16 protein-coding genes are annotated in these 13,807 nt (G+C 72.5%); 6 read left to right on the forward strand and 10 right to left on the reverse strand.

Annotated elements, in window-relative coordinates; genetic code table 11:
* Positions 1 to 36 precede the first annotated feature (36 nt).
* Complete coding sequence (locus STRCI_RS37625) at positions 37 to 894, forward strand: aldo/keto reductase (RefSeq protein ID WP_269663477.1); 858 nt, start codon at positions 37 to 39, stop codon at positions 892 to 894.
* Positions 895 to 976: 82 nt separating this feature from the next.
* On the forward strand, positions 977 to 2,746 hold the full coding sequence (locus tag STRCI_RS37630) for an ABC transporter ATP-binding protein (protein WP_269663478.1): 1,770 nt from the start codon (positions 977 to 979) through the stop codon (positions 2,744 to 2,746).
* Positions 2,747 to 2,772: 26 nt separating this feature from the next.
* On the opposite strand, the gene STRCI_RS37635 is transcribed toward STRCI_RS37630, so the two are convergent.
* Together STRCI_RS37635 and STRCI_RS37640 are read right to left on the reverse strand one after the other, a co-directional pair.
* The gene (locus tag STRCI_RS37635; protein WP_269663479.1) at positions 2,773 to 3,141 is read right to left on the reverse strand and encodes a hypothetical protein; all 369 of its coding nucleotides are present in this window, start codon (positions 3,139 to 3,141) and stop codon (positions 2,773 to 2,775) included.
* A gap of 99 nt (positions 3,142 to 3,240) precedes the next feature.
* Positions 3,241 to 4,200, reverse strand: coding sequence for a GlxA family transcriptional regulator (locus STRCI_RS37640; RefSeq protein WP_269663480.1), 960 nt, complete (start codon positions 4,198 to 4,200; stop codon positions 3,241 to 3,243).
* Between the two features lie 196 nt (positions 4,201 to 4,396).
* Here STRCI_RS37640 and STRCI_RS37645 point away from each other — a divergent pair, with 196 nt between their 5' ends.
* Both STRCI_RS37645 and STRCI_RS37650 read left to right on the forward strand, forming a co-directional pair.
* Positions 4,397 to 4,846 (forward strand): hypothetical protein, encoded by a 450-nt coding sequence (locus tag STRCI_RS37645; RefSeq protein WP_269663481.1) that lies wholly within the window; start codon positions 4,397 to 4,399, stop codon positions 4,844 to 4,846.
* A gap of 150 nt (positions 4,847 to 4,996) precedes the next feature.
* Positions 4,997 to 5,203, forward strand: a complete 207-nt coding sequence (locus tag STRCI_RS37650) for a hypothetical protein (protein ID WP_269663482.1) — start codon at positions 4,997 to 4,999, stop codon at positions 5,201 to 5,203.
* 1 nt (position 5,204) lies between these two features.
* Here STRCI_RS37650 and tgmB read toward each other — a convergent pair whose 3' ends face one another.
* The 3 genes from tgmB to STRCI_RS37665 form a co-directional block, all read right to left on the reverse strand.
* Positions 5,205 to 6,188, reverse strand: a complete 984-nt coding sequence (tgmB, locus tag STRCI_RS37655) for an ATP-grasp ribosomal peptide maturase (RefSeq protein ID WP_269663483.1) — start codon at positions 6,186 to 6,188, stop codon at positions 5,205 to 5,207.
* Positions 6,189 to 6,205: 17 nt separating this feature from the next.
* Entirely contained in the window at positions 6,206 to 6,397 is a 192-nt protein-coding gene (tgmA, locus tag STRCI_RS37660; RefSeq protein WP_269663484.1) for a putative ATP-grasp-modified RiPP, read from the reverse strand.
* A 194-nt stretch (positions 6,398 to 6,591) separates the two neighbouring features.
* The gene (locus STRCI_RS37665) at positions 6,592 to 6,915 is read right to left on the reverse strand and encodes a DUF1232 domain-containing protein (protein ID WP_269663485.1); all 324 of its coding nucleotides are present in this window, start codon (positions 6,913 to 6,915) and stop codon (positions 6,592 to 6,594) included.
* Positions 6,916 to 7,204: 289 nt separating this feature from the next.
* On the opposite strand from STRCI_RS37665, the gene STRCI_RS37670 reads away from it, so the two are divergent.
* Complete coding sequence (locus STRCI_RS37670; RefSeq protein ID WP_269663486.1) at positions 7,205 to 8,188, forward strand: hypothetical protein; 984 nt, start codon at positions 7,205 to 7,207, stop codon at positions 8,186 to 8,188.
* Positions 8,189 to 8,191: 3 nt separating this feature from the next.
* On the opposite strand, the gene STRCI_RS37675 is transcribed toward STRCI_RS37670, so the two are convergent.
* From STRCI_RS37675 to STRCI_RS37685, 3 genes are all read right to left on the reverse strand, one after another.
* Positions 8,192 to 9,367: a hypothetical protein gene (locus STRCI_RS37675; RefSeq protein ID WP_269663487.1), complete on the reverse strand. Its 1,176-nt coding sequence runs from the start codon at positions 9,365 to 9,367 to the stop codon at positions 8,192 to 8,194.
* 210 nt (positions 9,368 to 9,577) lie between these two features.
* Positions 9,578 to 10,072, reverse strand: a complete 495-nt coding sequence (locus tag STRCI_RS37680; RefSeq protein WP_269663488.1) for a lamin tail domain-containing protein — start codon at positions 10,070 to 10,072, stop codon at positions 9,578 to 9,580.
* A gap of 50 nt (positions 10,073 to 10,122) precedes the next feature.
* On the reverse strand, positions 10,123 to 10,458 hold the full coding sequence (locus tag STRCI_RS37685) for an ArsR/SmtB family transcription factor (protein ID WP_269663489.1): 336 nt from the start codon (positions 10,456 to 10,458) through the stop codon (positions 10,123 to 10,125).
* 111 nt (positions 10,459 to 10,569) lie between these two features.
* Here STRCI_RS37685 and STRCI_RS37690 point away from each other — a divergent pair, with 111 nt between their 5' ends.
* Positions 10,570 to 11,568: a zinc-dependent alcohol dehydrogenase family protein gene (locus STRCI_RS37690; protein ID WP_269664748.1), complete on the forward strand. Its 999-nt coding sequence runs from the start codon at positions 10,570 to 10,572 to the stop codon at positions 11,566 to 11,568.
* 96 nt (positions 11,569 to 11,664) lie between these two features.
* Here the strand turns inward: STRCI_RS37690 and STRCI_RS37695 are convergent, their stop codons facing one another.
* Both STRCI_RS37695 and STRCI_RS37700 read right to left on the reverse strand, forming a co-directional pair.
* Complete coding sequence (locus STRCI_RS37695; RefSeq protein ID WP_418953415.1) at positions 11,665 to 12,297, reverse strand: FxLYD domain-containing protein; 633 nt, start codon at positions 12,295 to 12,297, stop codon at positions 11,665 to 11,667.
* 145 nt (positions 12,298 to 12,442) lie between these two features.
* The gene (locus tag STRCI_RS37700) at positions 12,443 to 13,807 is read right to left on the reverse strand and encodes an FAD-dependent oxidoreductase (RefSeq protein WP_269663491.1); all 1,365 of its coding nucleotides are present in this window, start codon (positions 13,805 to 13,807) and stop codon (positions 12,443 to 12,445) included.

Raw genomic sequence — 13,807 nt, forward strand, 5'->3', positions numbered from 1 at the left:
GCATCCCGCGTGAGAGCCGGAAGAGGTCACGAGCCCATGCACACCCGCCGCATCGGTGACATCGACGTCAGCGCCATCGGACTGGGCGGAATGCCCCTGTCCATCGAGGGCCGCCCCGACGAGGCCCGCGCCCTCGCCACCGTGCACGCGGCGCTGGACGCCGGTGTCACCCTGATCGACACCGCGGACGCCTACCACCTGCACGCCCACGAGGTCGGCCACAACGAGACCCTCATCGCCAAGGCCCTCGCCACCCATGACCGGGGCGCCGACGTCCTGGTCGCCACCAAGGGCGGCCATCTGCGCCCCGGCGACGGCAGCTGGACCCGCGACGGCAGCCCCGAACACCTCAAGCGGGCCTGCGAGGCGTCCCTGCGACGGCTGGGCGTGGAGGCCATCGGGCTCTACCAGTTCCACCGCCCCGACCCGCGCGTGCCGTACGCGGACTCAGTCGGCGCGATCCGGGAGCTGCTCGACGAGGGCAAGATCCGGATGGCGGGCATCTCCAACGCCGACCCCGGTCAGATCCGGCAGGCCGACGACATCCTCGGCGGCCGGCTGGTCTCCGTGCAGAACCAGTTCTCCCCGGCCTTCGGCTCCAGCGAGCCGGAACTGCGCCTGTGCGCCGAACTCGGCATCGCCTTCCTGCCCTGGAGCCCTCTCGGCGGTATCTCCCGGGCCCGCGAACTGGGCTCCGCCTACGCCCCCTTCGCCGCCGTCGCCGAGGCCCACGGAGTGAGCCCGCAGCGCGTCTGCCTGGCCTGGATGCTCGCCAAGTCGCCGGTCGTCGTCCCGATCCCCGGCTCCAGCCGCCCGGAGACGATCCGCGACTCGGTCGCCGCGGCCGAACTCACGCTCACGGCCAAGGAGATCGCCACGCTGGACGCGGTGTAGTCACGCGCGGGATGGAGAGTAAGCGCTTGCCCATGAAAGCGCTTGCCCCGCTCACTCCGAACCCTGGGAAGGACCCCCGCCCGTGGCCTCGCCGCTGGAAAGACCGCTCGACCACCGCTATCGGGGCGAGCACCCCGTCCGCACCCTCGCCTACCTGCTCCGCGCCGACCGGCGTCAACTCGTCGCGGCGGTCGGCGTGTTCACCGTCAAGCACAGCCCGGTCTGGCTGCTGCCGCTGATCACCGCGGAGATCATCGACACCGTGGTGGCCCATCACCCGGTCAGCCGGCTCTGGCTCAGCACCGGCCTGATCATGTTCATCCTGCTGGTCAACTACCCCCTGCACGTGCTCTACGTACGCCTCCTCTACGGCAGCGTCCGCCGCATGGGCACCGCCCTGCGCTCCGCGCTCTGCACCCGGATGCAGCAGCTCTCCATCGGCTACCACTCCCGGGTCAGCGCCGGAGTGCTCCAGGCCAAGGTCGTACGCGATGTGGAGACGGTCGAGCAGATGGTGCAGCAGACCGCCGAGATGGGGCTCGGCGCGACCACCGTGCTCATCGGCGGCCTGGTGATCATCGGCTTCCGCACACCGGAGTTCCTGCCCGTCTTCCTCGTCGTGGTGCCCGCCGCCGCGCTCGTAGTCGCCCGCCTCCGGGCCCGGCTGCGCACTCACAACGAACACTTCCGCCACGAAGTGGAGACCCTCTCCTCCCGCGTCACCGAGATGACCCGGCTCATCCCGGTCACCCGCGCCCACGGTCTGGAGGGCAAGGCCCTGCGCCGGATGGACGGCACCCTGCACCGCCTGCTGACCTCCGGGATGCGCCTGGACCTCGTCAACGGCCGGTTCGGCTCGCTGTCCTGGGTGGTCCTCAACGTGGTCGGCGTGCTGGTCCTCGCCGGCGCGGCCCTGATCTCGTACTACGGCGTCTGGGGCGTCACCCCCGGCGACGTCGTCATGCTCAGCGCTTTCCTCACCACCCTCACCAACTCCACGACCACCCTCGCGGGCCTCGCGCCCGTCATCACCAAGGGCCTGGAGTCGGTCCGCTCCGTCGGCGAGGTGCTCCAGGCGCCCGAGCTGGAGGACAACGAGGGCAAGGCCGAACTCACCGCACTGCGCGGCGCCGTCGCCTTCGAGGGCGTCGCGCACGCCTACGACGACGACGGCCGGGCCGCGGTCCGGGACTTCTCCCTGGCGGTCGCGCCGGGCGAGACCGTCGCCCTGGTCGGCGCCTCCGGCGCGGGCAAGTCCACCGTGCTGAACCTGGTCATCGGCTTCATCCGCCCGACCACCGGCCGCATCCTCCTCGACGGCACCGACATGAGCACCCTCGACCTGCGCACCTACCGGCGCTTCGTCTCGGTCGTCCCCCAGGAGTCGATCCTGTTCGACGGCACGGTCCGCGAGAACGTCGCCTACGGCATGGACGACGCCGACGAGGAGAGCGTGCGCGCGGCCCTGCGGGACGCCAACGCGCTGGAGTTCGTCGACCGGCTGCCGCAGGGTCTGGACACCTTGGTGGGGGAGCGCGGCGCCCGCCTGTCCGGCGGCCAGCGCCAGCGCCTGGCCATCGCCCGGGCCCTGATCCGGGATCCCAGGGTGCTGATCCTGGACGAGGCGACCTCGGCGCTGGACACCCGCTCCGAGGCGCTGGTCCAGCAGGCGCTCGCCCGGCTGATGCGCGGGCGCACCACGTTCGTCGTGGCGCACCGCCTGTCCACCGTGCGCGGCGCCGACCGCATCGTGGTCATGGCCGACGGCCGTATCGAGGAGACCGGCACCCACGAGGAGCTCCTGCACCGCGGCGGCGCCTACACCGCGCTGCACAGCGGCCAGGTCGCCTGACGGACCGTTTCCGCCCCGGCGGGCCGTCAGGCCGCGCTGCTGCGGGGGATGCGGTGCGGGCAGCCGCGGTCGTGGTCGCAGCCGAGGCTGGTCCACCAGCGTTCGCAGCAGGCGCCGTCGAGTTCGGCGCGCACGATGTCCTCGGCGGCGTCCAGGTCCGGCCCGGCGCCGGACGGGCCGGGCACCGCCGCCCGCCGGGCCCGATCGGCCAGGGCCCGGCGCTGGTCGCCGATGACGCTCTCGCGCACCACCCCGATGACCGGGACGATGCTGGCGGCCGCGAACAGACACGCGGCCCACATCGGGCCGTACCAGTACTCGAGGACCGCGGTCCAGGCGAGCCCGGCGCTGGTGGCGATGTAGAGGGTGGCGAGGAAGCGGCTGGAGCAGTTCATGGGCGTACACCGTCCGTGCGATGGGGGATGCGCCCTGTCCAACGGCGAGCGGCGCCGGGGGACGCGGGTGATTTATCGCCCGGTACCTTCGAACTGCTGTCAGACGTCCGCGGTCCTTGTGCGGAAGGCCGCGCGATAGGCGTACGGCGTGGTGCCCACGACCTTGCGGAACCGCTCCCGGAACGCGGTGGCCGAGCCGAAACCGGACTGTCCGGCGATCCGTTCGACGGAGTGGTCGCTGTTCTCCAGCAGGTACTGGGCCCGTCGCACCCGCGCCCGCAGCAGCCACTGCAAGGGCGTGGTGCCGGTCTGCTCGCGGAACCGGCGGCTGAAGGTGCGCTCGCTCATCCCCGAGCGCGATGCCAGCGCCGCGAGGGTGATCTCCTCGGACAGATGGTCCTCGACCCAGTCCAGCAGCGGCTCGAGGGTGGAGCCCCGGGGTACGGGCGGGTGCTGGTGCACGATGAACTGGGCCTGTCCGCCCTCGCGTTCGAGCGGCATCACGGACATCCGCGCGGCGTCGGCCGCGACGGCCGAGCCGTGGTCGCGGCGGATCATGTGCAGGCACATGTCCAGGGCGGCGGCGGCCCCGGCGGAGGTGAGGATCTGCCCGTTGTCGACGTAGAGCACGTCCGGCTGCACCTCCACCCGTGGATAGCCGCGGGCCAGCAGATCGGCGGCCACCCAGTGGGTGGTGGCGCGCAGCCCGTCCAGCAGTCCGGCCTCCGCCAGCACGAACGCGCCCACGCACACCGACGCGATCCGGGTACCGGCCTCGGCGGCCCGGCGCAGCGCGGCCAGGACCGGCTCGGAGGGCGGCGGGGCGCCCTCGGCGCGGCCCGGCACGATGATCGTGTCCGCCTCCGCCAGCGCCTCCAGGCCGCGGTCCACCCGCAGGGCGAAGCCGCAGTCCGCGCGCACCTGCGGGGTCTCGGCGCACAGGCGGACCCGGTAGGCGGGACGGCCGTCCGGCAGCCGCGTCCAGTCGAACACCTGCATGGGCGCCGCCATGTCGAACGGCACCACGTCGTCGAGGACCAGGATCGCCACGGTGTGCATGAGGGCCACGATAGGCGGGTTCCCGCCGACGGCATGACAGCAGGTCCAGCCCTTGCCCGGCACAGAGGCCCAGCACAGCCCGGTTGGCGGGAATCCGTCGGAAGCTGTCACTTCCGCCTCTGTGCGATCACCCGGGCCGCTCCTAGCGTGGCCGCGTACCCCCGCACACCCGTGGCACAGAGGCGGACGCCCCCTGATGACGAAGTTCCTGCTCACCCTGCACGTCCTGGCCGCGATCGTGGCCGTCGGCCCGGTCACCGCGGCCGCCAGCATGTTCCCGCCGGCGGCGCGCACCGCCCAGGACGGCAGGCTCGGCACCGTCCGGCTGCTGCACCGCATCTGCCGGGTCTACTCCCGTGTCGGCCTCGCCGTTCCCCTGCTGGGCTTCGCCACCGCCGCCGCGATGGGCGTCCTGGGTGACGCATGGCTCATCGCGTCCATGACCCTCACGGCGGTGGCCGCCGGCATCCTGGTCGCCTTCGTCCTGCCCCGTCAGGACGAGATCCTTGAACGGCTAGCGGCGGAGGAGGCTGTCGACCGGTCCGGGACCGTCCAACTCGCCATGTTCACCGGCATTTTCAACCTGCTGTGGGCGACCGTCACCGTGCTCATGATCGTCCGGCCTGGTTCCACCACCGGCGCGTGACCGGAGATCGCACGCCCCTGAGTCCGCCGTAGCGCCTCGTCGTCCCTCGTCAAGCCCGATCCCGGAATTAGCACCCCCGTGTGCCTGGGCCCTTACACTCGGCGGTCGTGCCCATGTGGGTGGGCCACGATACGAAAGGCGCGTTGACGGGTGTTCCAGGATTCTCCCATTTACGACCGACTGATCTCGGAGCGCGGCGACGTTCCCACGCAGGTGCGCCGGGAGGCCGAACGCGTCAGCAGGGAACTGGAGTTCGTCATGCGGCCGTTGCAGTCCTTCGGTGCCCCGCCGGTCGAGCGGACGCCGAACCCGGGCGCCGGCTGGCAGCGCTCGGCGCTGCCGCCCGGACAGCTCTGACTCAGCAGACCGCCGAGTTCGCGCCGTTGAGCCGCGGCGGCCGGGGCGCCGCGGGCCGGGACAGCCACTCGGCTATGGTCCGCGCGATCGGCTGCCCGGTGTCCACCTCCACGAACCCGAACTGCCCCGACTGATTGCACTCCAGGAACCACCAGGTCCCGTCGGCGTCCTCGACGAAGTCGAAGGCGCCATAGGCCAGTTCGGCGCCCCGCAGATAGGCGTGCACGCTCTCGGCGAGACGCGGCGGCACCTCGACCGGCTGCCAGGGCGCGAGGGTGGAGGCGAACCGGACGTCCACCTCGTCCGGGGGCGCGTCCGCCGCCACCGGCTTACGGGCGGCCAGCAGCCGCTCACCCACCGCGGTGAGCCGGATGTCGGCCCGCTTGGCGACCCGCCGCTGCAACAGGGTGGGGCCGAAGGCGACCGAGGCGAAGTCGGCGTCCGGGGCGACCCTGCTGGTCGGCACCGCCCGCGGCGGGTCCTGCGGATGGGCGCCGGAGACCGGCTTGACGACCAGGTCCGGGTAGCGGTCGGCGAACTCCCGGGCGGCCTGCGGGAACGTGGTGATGAGGGTGGCCGGCACCGGCAGCCCGCAGCTCTGCGCCAGCCGGAGCTGCCAGGGCTTGTGCCGGGCGCGGTGGGCGGCATCGGGGTCGTTCATCCAGCGGGCGCCCCCGGCGCGCAGCATGCCGTACAGCGCCTGCGCCGACTCCTCGGTCAGCCAGGCCGACGGCCGCTCCGCCCGGGCCGCCGGGGTCCCCGGCCGGCGCACCCACACCGACCGCAGCCCGTCCAGGCTCACCAGCCGGCCCCCGGACGACAGATGGCCCCGGAAGGTGCCGTGCACATACTCGCCGGACAGCGCGGCCCCACCGGTCAGGTCGGCGGGATCGAGCCGGACCACCGGCACCGCGCAGGCGTTGAGGTGCACCACCACCATGTCGGCGGTGACGTCCTCTTCGGTGGTCAGAATCAACACGGTCATCGTGGCGGGTTCCGCGTTCAGTCGTCGAAGTGCGTCTTGGAGCCCGCCGTGGACGTCGTCGTCCCCAGCTCTCTCAGCAAGGCGTGGTCGCGTGCGGCGATCCGCCCGTCCGGGGTCACGTTCAACTGAAGGCCGGAGTCGTAGGCGTAGCCAGTCGTGACCTGCGCGTCCGCTGCCGGACGTGCGTAGTTGAGCGCGAACGGTTGCATCGTCTCTCCCTCGCCGGTGCTGCTTCGATCGAGCGCGGCACCCACCCTGGGACGTCGCTCGGTCCGCCGACTTCCTTCGGCTTCCACCCTCTTATACGAATCGAACGGATGGTTGGTTTCCTTACTCTCCGTAATTATCGATGGATCGACTCCCCGACTGCCGTTCCCGGCAGGCCCGTTGGGCCACCCCCGTCTCAGCCGCCATTACCGCGCCGACCGGCGCGTACGGGCATGGGCGACGCCCCGGGAACACGCCGTTCGGCGGACCCGCGCAGGGCGCGCAAGGCGAGCAGAAGTACGCCAATATCGTCCAAGTACACCGGATCGGGGAGCAGATCGGCCGGTAGTACGAAGTACGCGAGGGCTCCCCAGAAGACCCAGCGCGGCCCGGTCGGCAGGCCCGCGCGCCGCAGCCGTCGGCGGGTCCGCACCAGCCGGACCAGCACCGCTACGGCCACGGCCAGCACAACGGCCGCGAGCACCGCGGCGCCGACGAGCACCACTGTGGTCGAGTCCACCGAGCCCTCCTCCGGTCCGGGGGCGCACGCGGGCGCCCATGGGCGGTGCCGCGCGCACGCCTCTCCTGACGGATTCCCTGCTCCGGCGCGGCTATGGCCCGAGTGCGTCAACCGGAGCAGTCGGCCCTCCGGCACGGCGGTCGCGGAGCGGGCCGCGGAGGGCGCTCTCATGCGCTCGGCCCACTCGGGTGGCGAGCCCGGACGGCAACGCTTAGTAATGGACTCCGTACAGTCGCATGTCGCTTCGGGGGCGAAGCAACGGCAGCGCATTCCTCCCCTGGAGCCGAGCATGACCACCCGCTCTTCAACACCCACCTCGCAGGACCCCGACATACCTCCCGCCCCGCCCGAGCCCGTCGGCCAGGACCCGGTCGGCGGGCTGCTGCACGCCGCCGTGGCCGACCGGCCGGTGGAAGAGGTCGCCCAGCTCATCACCTTGCTGGAACGCTCGCCCGAGCACGCCCGGGCCACCCTCGAAGCGCTCCGCGCGGTCGGCGTGGACCGGTCCGTGGAGGACGTGACCCGGCTTGTCGGTCTGCTGACCCGGCCGCCGCGCACGGCGAACAGCGCGGACGAGACGATCCGCGCCGCCGCCGAGCGGCGCTCGCTGGAGGACGTGACGCGGCTGGTGGCCCTGCTGCACCGCACCGACCTGGAGCCGCACTGCGGCCAGGAGGCGGTCCGCGCGGCGGCCACCGGACGCCCGGTGGAGGAACTCGTCGAACTGATCCGGCGGCTCTCCGAGGAGCGCGAACACCCGGCGCCGCCCGAGCCCTTGCCGGAGCCGCCGACGGCGGCCCCGGCCCCGAGAAGCCTCCCGCCCGCCACCGTGCCGCGGCCGCCGACCTGGCCGGGGCGGCTCGCCGTCGCCGCCCTCGTGGTGTGCGCGGTGGCCTACTTCCCGCTGCACCGCGACGGATCCTCGCTGCGGTTCTACGCCCTCGCCCTCGCCATGTCGGTGGCGTGTCTGGCGGTGGCGCTGCTGCTGACGCTGCGGATCACCGCATCGTTCCTGGCGGGCGCGGTCCTGGTCCCGGCGGCGCTGGCCGCGGCCCAACTCCTCGACGGGCGGCTGCCCTCGGCGGGACTGTCCCGGGCGCTCGACCTCACCCTGGCCCCCGCCTGGGCGGCCGGACCGGCGGCGGTCTGCGCGTCCCTGGCGTCCCTGACGGCCCTGCTGGTCCACCTGACGGCACCCGGCCCGTCCCGCAAGGCGCAGCCCCGGCAGCCGGAACCCCGGGAACCGGCCGCGGTGGGGTCCGCGCCGGAGTGACCGTCAGGCGGTGCCGCTTCCGCGTCCTGCGGGCTCCTCGTCCCGGGCGGGCTCCGGAGCCGGGGCCGGGGCCGGGGCCGGGGCCGGGGCCGGGGCCGGGGCCGGGGCCGGGCGGAGGGCCAGCGCGTTGGTCTTGAGGCGCCCGAAGGTCCGGGTCAGTTGCTGGAGCGGGGAGTCGGGCGGGGGCCGGCGGTCGGGCAGGGGGCCGGCCGACTCCCGGTAGGCGGCCAGCGCCTCGTGGGCCTGCTCGGCGGCCTCCCGGTACAGGTCCCGGGACTTGGTCATCGCCTCCAGCGCCTCGGCGTACATCGCCACCAGCGCGCGCTCCCGGGCAAGTTCCTCCTCAAGAGTGAACAGGGTCCACCGTTCACGCAGGCCGGCGAGGGCCTCCCCGGCGCCGTCCGGCAGCGGCTTCTCCAGCGCCGCGAACCGGGTGACGGCGGCGATCAGCTCGGCCGGTTCGGAGCCGTCGAGGAAGACGCTGCGCACGGAGAACCCGGCCGCGTCGTAGTCCGCCGGGGCCGGGGAGCCGGGCAGCACCACGGCACCGCCGCGCGGCACCTCCACACCGGTGTCCCGCAGCGCCCAGTTCACCACGCGCAGCTGGTGCGGGGCCGCGCGGTGCTCGACCACCCGGTGCCGCAGACCCGGCGGCAGCATCCCCGCGAGCGGTGTCCGCCCGCGCTGGCCGGTGGTCATCGCCTCGTGGACGACGACCTGGACGCTCCAGCCGTCACCGGCGGCGTCCTTGAGCAGGCGCCGTACGGCCTTGTCGTCGTCCGGCAGGGGGTTGAGGCCGCGCAGCCGTCCGCCGGTGACCGGGTCCTGGTCCCAGTCGGCGCCCTGATCCGGCGGCCAGAACAGCGTGGCGGGCGACGGCCAGCGGGGGTCCCAGGGGCGCTCGGCCTCGGCCGCCAGCAGCCAGGCGCCCGCGTCCGAGAGGGTCAGCCGGGCCCGTACGGTCACCGTGTCCTCGACCCGCCAGCGGGCCTCGAAGACCCGCTCGTCCTCGCGGCGCTCCTCGGGCGGTTCCGTGAAGTCGTCGAGGAGGCCGTCGTCCTTGTGCCGCCGCAGACACCGCCGGATCACCTCCTCGGCGGCGCAGGAGCCGATGTGCCGGCCGTGGGCCAGCCAGATCGTGGGGGGAGTGGTGGGGCGGACGGTCGGCGTGATTCGCATGAGTCCTGGGGGCGACGGGGGCAGAGGCTTGTACCAGTATCAGCGTCTCTGCGCCCTCGGATGTCACCGGGGTGCCGCACACGGGGTGTGCGTGGACCGCCCCGGAGGACCGGCCTTCACACGTGGTCCCGTCCGGCTCGTGGTCAGGACAATGGCCGGTGCGCAGGGCCCGCCCGCCATCCGCATTGGGGCGGGCCCTGAGCTCATCCCTCAGCCGTGGTACTTGATGTAGCCGTTGCCGTCCGCGTCGGAGCCGCTCTTGGTGTACGAGTGCGAGTCGGCGCCCGCGCCCGTGGGCTTGTACAGGTAGATCGAGTCCTTGTCGTTGTTCCAGATGAAGTTGCAGTTGTCGCGGTAGACGACGTTGTTCGCGTCGGAGTCGTTGCCGTGTCCGCCGCGCAGCTTCACCTGGTCACCGGGCTGGAGATAGTGGTTGGCCGTGAAAGTGAACTTGTTCCCGGCGGCGTCCTTGACGCGGTAACCCTTGAGGTTGACCGTCTTGGTGGACGAGTAGTTCTTGATCTCCAGGTACTCGGCCTTGCTGTTGCCGGTCGTGCAGTTGTTGGAGTCGCTGCCCGGGGCGTCGTACTGCACGCCGCGGATCTTCAGGGCCGAGCTGTACTCGGCGGCCTGGGCCGGTACGGCGGCGAGCGCGGCCAGCGTGCCCGCGGCGGCGGCCGTCCCGATGAGCATGCGTATACGCATGACGAAGTCCCCCCTTGTGAAGGTTCAGTGAAGAACCCCGATCATATGTATCACTCGGGGCGCGGGGGGAGCAGTGCGCGCAGCAGGCCCGGGAAGGCGCCGTCGATCTCCTCGCGGCGCAGGGCGTTCATCCGGGACGTGCCCACGTAGTACTGCCGGATCAGTCCCGCCTCGCGCAGGACGTGGAAGTGGTGTGTGGCCGTCGACTTGCTGACCGGCAGGTCGAAGGTGCCGCAGGCCAGGTCCTCGCGGCCGGAGTACAACTCGGCGACGATCCGCCGCCGTACGGGATCGACCAGCGCCTCAAGTACCTGCTGGAGGCTGACCTTCCGGATGTCCGGATGTGCGGGAACCCGCTCCCGCCCGCCTCGTCGTGTCGCCGTCATCGCGCCCATCGTAGGTCACCGAAGTTCGACACCTGTCGAAGTTTGACAGCTGTCGTACTTTCGGTTTGGGTGGGTGACCGGTCAACCACGCTGTCGGACGGGGGAGTCGAGATGGTCAAGGCGGTCAGGTTCCATGAGCTGGGCGGGCCCGAGGTGCTGCGCCTGGAGGACGTGGACCTGAGGGAACCCGGTCCCGGAGAGCTGCTGGTGCGCATCGACGCGATCGGCCTGAACCGCGCGGAGGCACTGTTCCGCGGCGGCCACTACATCGAGCCGGTCCGGTCCTTCCCGGCCGGGCTCGGCGCGGAGGCCGCCGGAGTCGTCGAGGCGCTCGGCCCGGATGTGCATGGGTTCGAGCCCGGTGCGCCGGTGAGTGTGCTGCCCGCCTTCTCGATGAACGACCACGCCGTCTACGCCCAGCGCGCGATCGTCCCCGCCGCCGCGGTCGTCCACCGCCCGTCCGGACTCGGCCCGGTCGAGGGCGCCGCGGTGTGGATGGCGTATCTGACGGCGTACGGCGCCCTCGTCGAGGTCGGCCGGGCCCGGCCCGGGGACACGGTCGTCCTCACCGCGGCCGCCAGCAGCGTCGGTCTGGCGGCGATCCGGGTCGCCCGCCGGGTGGGGGCGGTGCCGGTCGCGACGACCCGCACCCCGGCCAAGCGCGAGGCGCTGCTGGAGGCGGGCGCGGCCGAGGTGATCGTCACCGGGGAGGAGAACGTCGCCGAGCGGGTGCTCGCCGTCACCGGCGGCCGGGGCGCCGAGTTCGTCCTCGACGCCGTCGCCGGACCCGGTGTCCTGGACCTCGCCCGGGTGGTCGCCCCCGACGGGACCCTCTTCGTCTACGGCGCGCTCAGCGGCGAGGCGACCCCCTACCCCGGGGTCGAACTCGGCCTGCCCGCGCTGAACATGCGCTCCTACACGGTCCACGAGACGACCCGGGACCCACGACGGCTGCGCCGGGCCGAGGCGTTCATCGCCTCCGGGCTGCGCGACGGCGCCTTCGCCCCGGCCGTCGACCGGGTCTTCGCGCTGGACGAGATCGTCGAGGCGCACCGGTGGCTGGAGGAGGGCCGTCAGATCGGCAAGATCGTGGTCACGGTCGCCCACTGACCGGGCGGCGAGCCCCAGCCCGGCCGCCCCGAACGCCCCGGCGACAGAGCTGGGGCCGGGTGGCATCCGGGTGAACACCGTGCACCCCGCGCACGGTCAGTAGCGCTGCGCCTTGGCGATCGACGCCGTCAGCTGCGGCTCGGGGGGCTTGCGGCTGATGGCGAGGGGCTGGGCCCGCTCCCCGGGCTCCAGGTCCTCCGCGCCGACGTACCGGGTCTCCACGACGTTGCCGTCGGAGTCCTTGAAGTCGACCTGGACGGCGTAGGAGGCGGTCTGGTCGGTGCTGTTCGTGATGTTGACGACCACGGCGAGCAGTCCGCCGGTGTCCGCCCGGGGCTTGCCGGTGAGGGAGACGTCGGCCGTGGCGTTGCCCCGCCCCTCGACGTCCTTCAACTGCTCCTGCGCGGCCGCGTTGGCGCGGGCCACCTCGGCGGAGACGGAGGCCTCGAACTCCGAGGCGCGCGCCGAGACAGACGACGCGACCGCGGACAGGGACGCCTGGACCGACTCGGCCAGCGACTCCAGCGCGGACGGCGCGGTGCCGGAAAAGTCCGCGGTGTTGGGAGCCGTACGGGTCCTGGTGGCCGCGGTGTCGCCGCTGTCGTCGTCGTCCGAACCGCACGACACGAGCGAGACCGCGCTCAGGGCGGCCACCAGGATTCCGGTCACCGCCATGGCCGCCGAACGTTTCCGGGACGGGCTTTTCGGTCGCAGGGGGCCTGTGCGCATGGCCGCTGATCCTTCCCATCGGGCTCTCACGTCCCCCCGGCCACATCGTGCACGACGTGTAGTGGGCCAGCCACTCGGCGCCGTCGGAGCCATGGACGACGAAGGGCCCGGGGCGCACCGCCCCGGGCCCTTCGTGTCGTACGGATCAGGCGCCGCTCTCGCGGAGCATGTCCTCGCGCTCGACGATCTTCACGCGCGCCCGGCCCTGGGGCTCGCCCAGCGCCTTCTCGGCGGCGTCCAGCTTGTACCAGCCCTCCCAGGTGGTGAAGCGGACCTCGCGCTCGGCGAGGAACGACTCCACGGCCTCGGGCTCGGGTGTGGCGGGCGTCTGGAGCCGGCCGCCCGCGAAGTCCTCCAGCAGGTTCGCCACCGTCTCGTTGGCGTCGCCCTTGGTGTGGCCGATGAGACCCACCGGGCCGCGCCGGATCCAGCCGGTGACGTACGTCGAGTCCAGGTGCTCGCCGGACTCCTGCAGCACCCGGCCGCCCGCGTCCGGGACGGTGCCCGAGTCGATGTCCCAGGGCAGCTTGGGCAGCTTGTCGGAGAGGTAGCCGACGGCGCGGTAGACCGCGTTCACGTCCCAGTCGGTGAACTCGCCGGTGCCCTTGACGTTGCCGGTGCCGTCCAGCTCGGTGCGCTCGGTGCGCAGGCCGACGACCTTGCCGTCCTCGCCGAGGATCTCCACCGGCGACTCGAAGAAGTGCAGGAACAGCTTGTGCGGGCGGTCGCCGGTGTCGCGGATCGCCCAGTTCTCCAGGGTCTTGGCGACCATGTCGACCTGCTTGTTGGAGCGCCGCTGGTCGATGGAGCCCGCGTCGTAGTCGATGTCCTCGGGGTTGACGATGACCTCGATGTTCGGGGAGTGGTCCAGCTCGCGCAGCTCCATCGGGCTGAACTTCGCCTGCGCCGGGCCACGGCGGCCGAAGACGTGGATCTCCACAGCCTTGTTGGCCTTCAGGCCCTCGAAGACGTTCGGCGGGATCTCGGTCGGCAGCAGCTCGTCCGCGGTCTTGGCGAGGATGCGGGAGACATCGAGCGCCACGTTGCCCACGCCCAGGACGGCGACCTTCTCCGCCTCCAGCGGCCAGGTGCGCGGCACGTCCGGGTGGCCGTCGTACCAGGACGCGAAGTCGGCGGCGCCGAAGGAACCGTTCAGTTCGACGCCGGGGATGCGCAGTTCGCGGTCGGCCATGGCGCCGGTGGAGAAGATGACGCCGTCGTAGAAGGCGCGCAGATCGTCCAGGTGTACGTCGGTGCCGTAGTCCACGTTGCCGAAGAGACGGACCTGGGGCTTGTCGAGGACCTGGTGCAGGGCCGTGATGATGCCCTTGATGCGGGGGTGGTCGGGGGCCACGCCGTAACGGATCAGGCCGAACGGGGCCGGCATGCGCTCGAAGATGTCGATGGAGACACCGGGCTCGGCGGCCACATCGGACTTGAGCAGCGCGTCGGCGGCGTAGATCCCGGCGGGGCCGGCTCCGACAATGGCTACCCGCAGGGGGCGGGGCAT

Source organism: Streptomyces cinnabarinus (assembly GCF_027270315.1).
Taxonomy (GTDB): domain Bacteria; phylum Actinomycetota; class Actinomycetes; order Streptomycetales; family Streptomycetaceae; genus Streptomyces; species Streptomyces cinnabarinus.

Excerpts from the sequence above, each read along its gene's own strand:
- STRCI_RS37695 (WP_418953415.1), bottom strand. The coding sequence starts at position 12,297 with ATGCGCACAGGCCCCCTGCGACCGAAAAGCCCGTCCCGGAAACGTTCG.
- STRCI_RS37700 (WP_269663491.1), bottom strand. The coding sequence starts at position 13,807 with ATGCCCCGCCCCCTGCGGGTAGCCATTGTCGGAGCCGGCCCCGCCGGG.
- STRCI_RS37635 (WP_269663479.1), bottom strand. The coding sequence starts at position 3,141 with ATGAACTGCTCCAGCCGCTTCCTCGCCACCCTCTACATCGCCACCAGC.
- STRCI_RS37645 (WP_269663481.1), top strand. The coding sequence starts at position 4,397 with ATGACGAAGTTCCTGCTCACCCTGCACGTCCTGGCCGCGATCGTGGCC.
- STRCI_RS37640 (WP_269663480.1), bottom strand. The coding sequence starts at position 4,200 with ATGCACACCGTGGCGATCCTGGTCCTCGACGACGTGGTGCCGTTCGAC.
- STRCI_RS37680 (WP_269663488.1), bottom strand. The coding sequence starts at position 10,072 with ATGCGTATACGCATGCTCATCGGGACGGCCGCCGCCGCGGGCACGCTG.
- tgmB (WP_269663483.1), bottom strand. The coding sequence starts at position 6,188 with ATGACCGTGTTGATTCTGACCACCGAAGAGGACGTCACCGCCGACATG.
- tgmA (WP_269663484.1), bottom strand. The coding sequence starts at position 6,397 with ATGCAACCGTTCGCGCTCAACTACGCACGTCCGGCAGCGGACGCGCAG.
- STRCI_RS37625 (WP_269663477.1), top strand. The coding sequence starts at position 37 with ATGCACACCCGCCGCATCGGTGACATCGACGTCAGCGCCATCGGACTG.
- STRCI_RS37685 (WP_269663489.1), bottom strand. The coding sequence starts at position 10,458 with ATGACGGCGACACGACGAGGCGGGCGGGAGCGGGTTCCCGCACATCCG.
- STRCI_RS37670 (WP_269663486.1), top strand. The coding sequence starts at position 7,205 with ATGACCACCCGCTCTTCAACACCCACCTCGCAGGACCCCGACATACCT.
- STRCI_RS37690 (WP_269664748.1), top strand. The coding sequence starts at position 10,570 with ATGGTCAAGGCGGTCAGGTTCCATGAGCTGGGCGGGCCCGAGGTGCTG.
- STRCI_RS37675 (WP_269663487.1), bottom strand. The coding sequence starts at position 9,367 with ATGCGAATCACGCCGACCGTCCGCCCCACCACTCCCCCCACGATCTGG.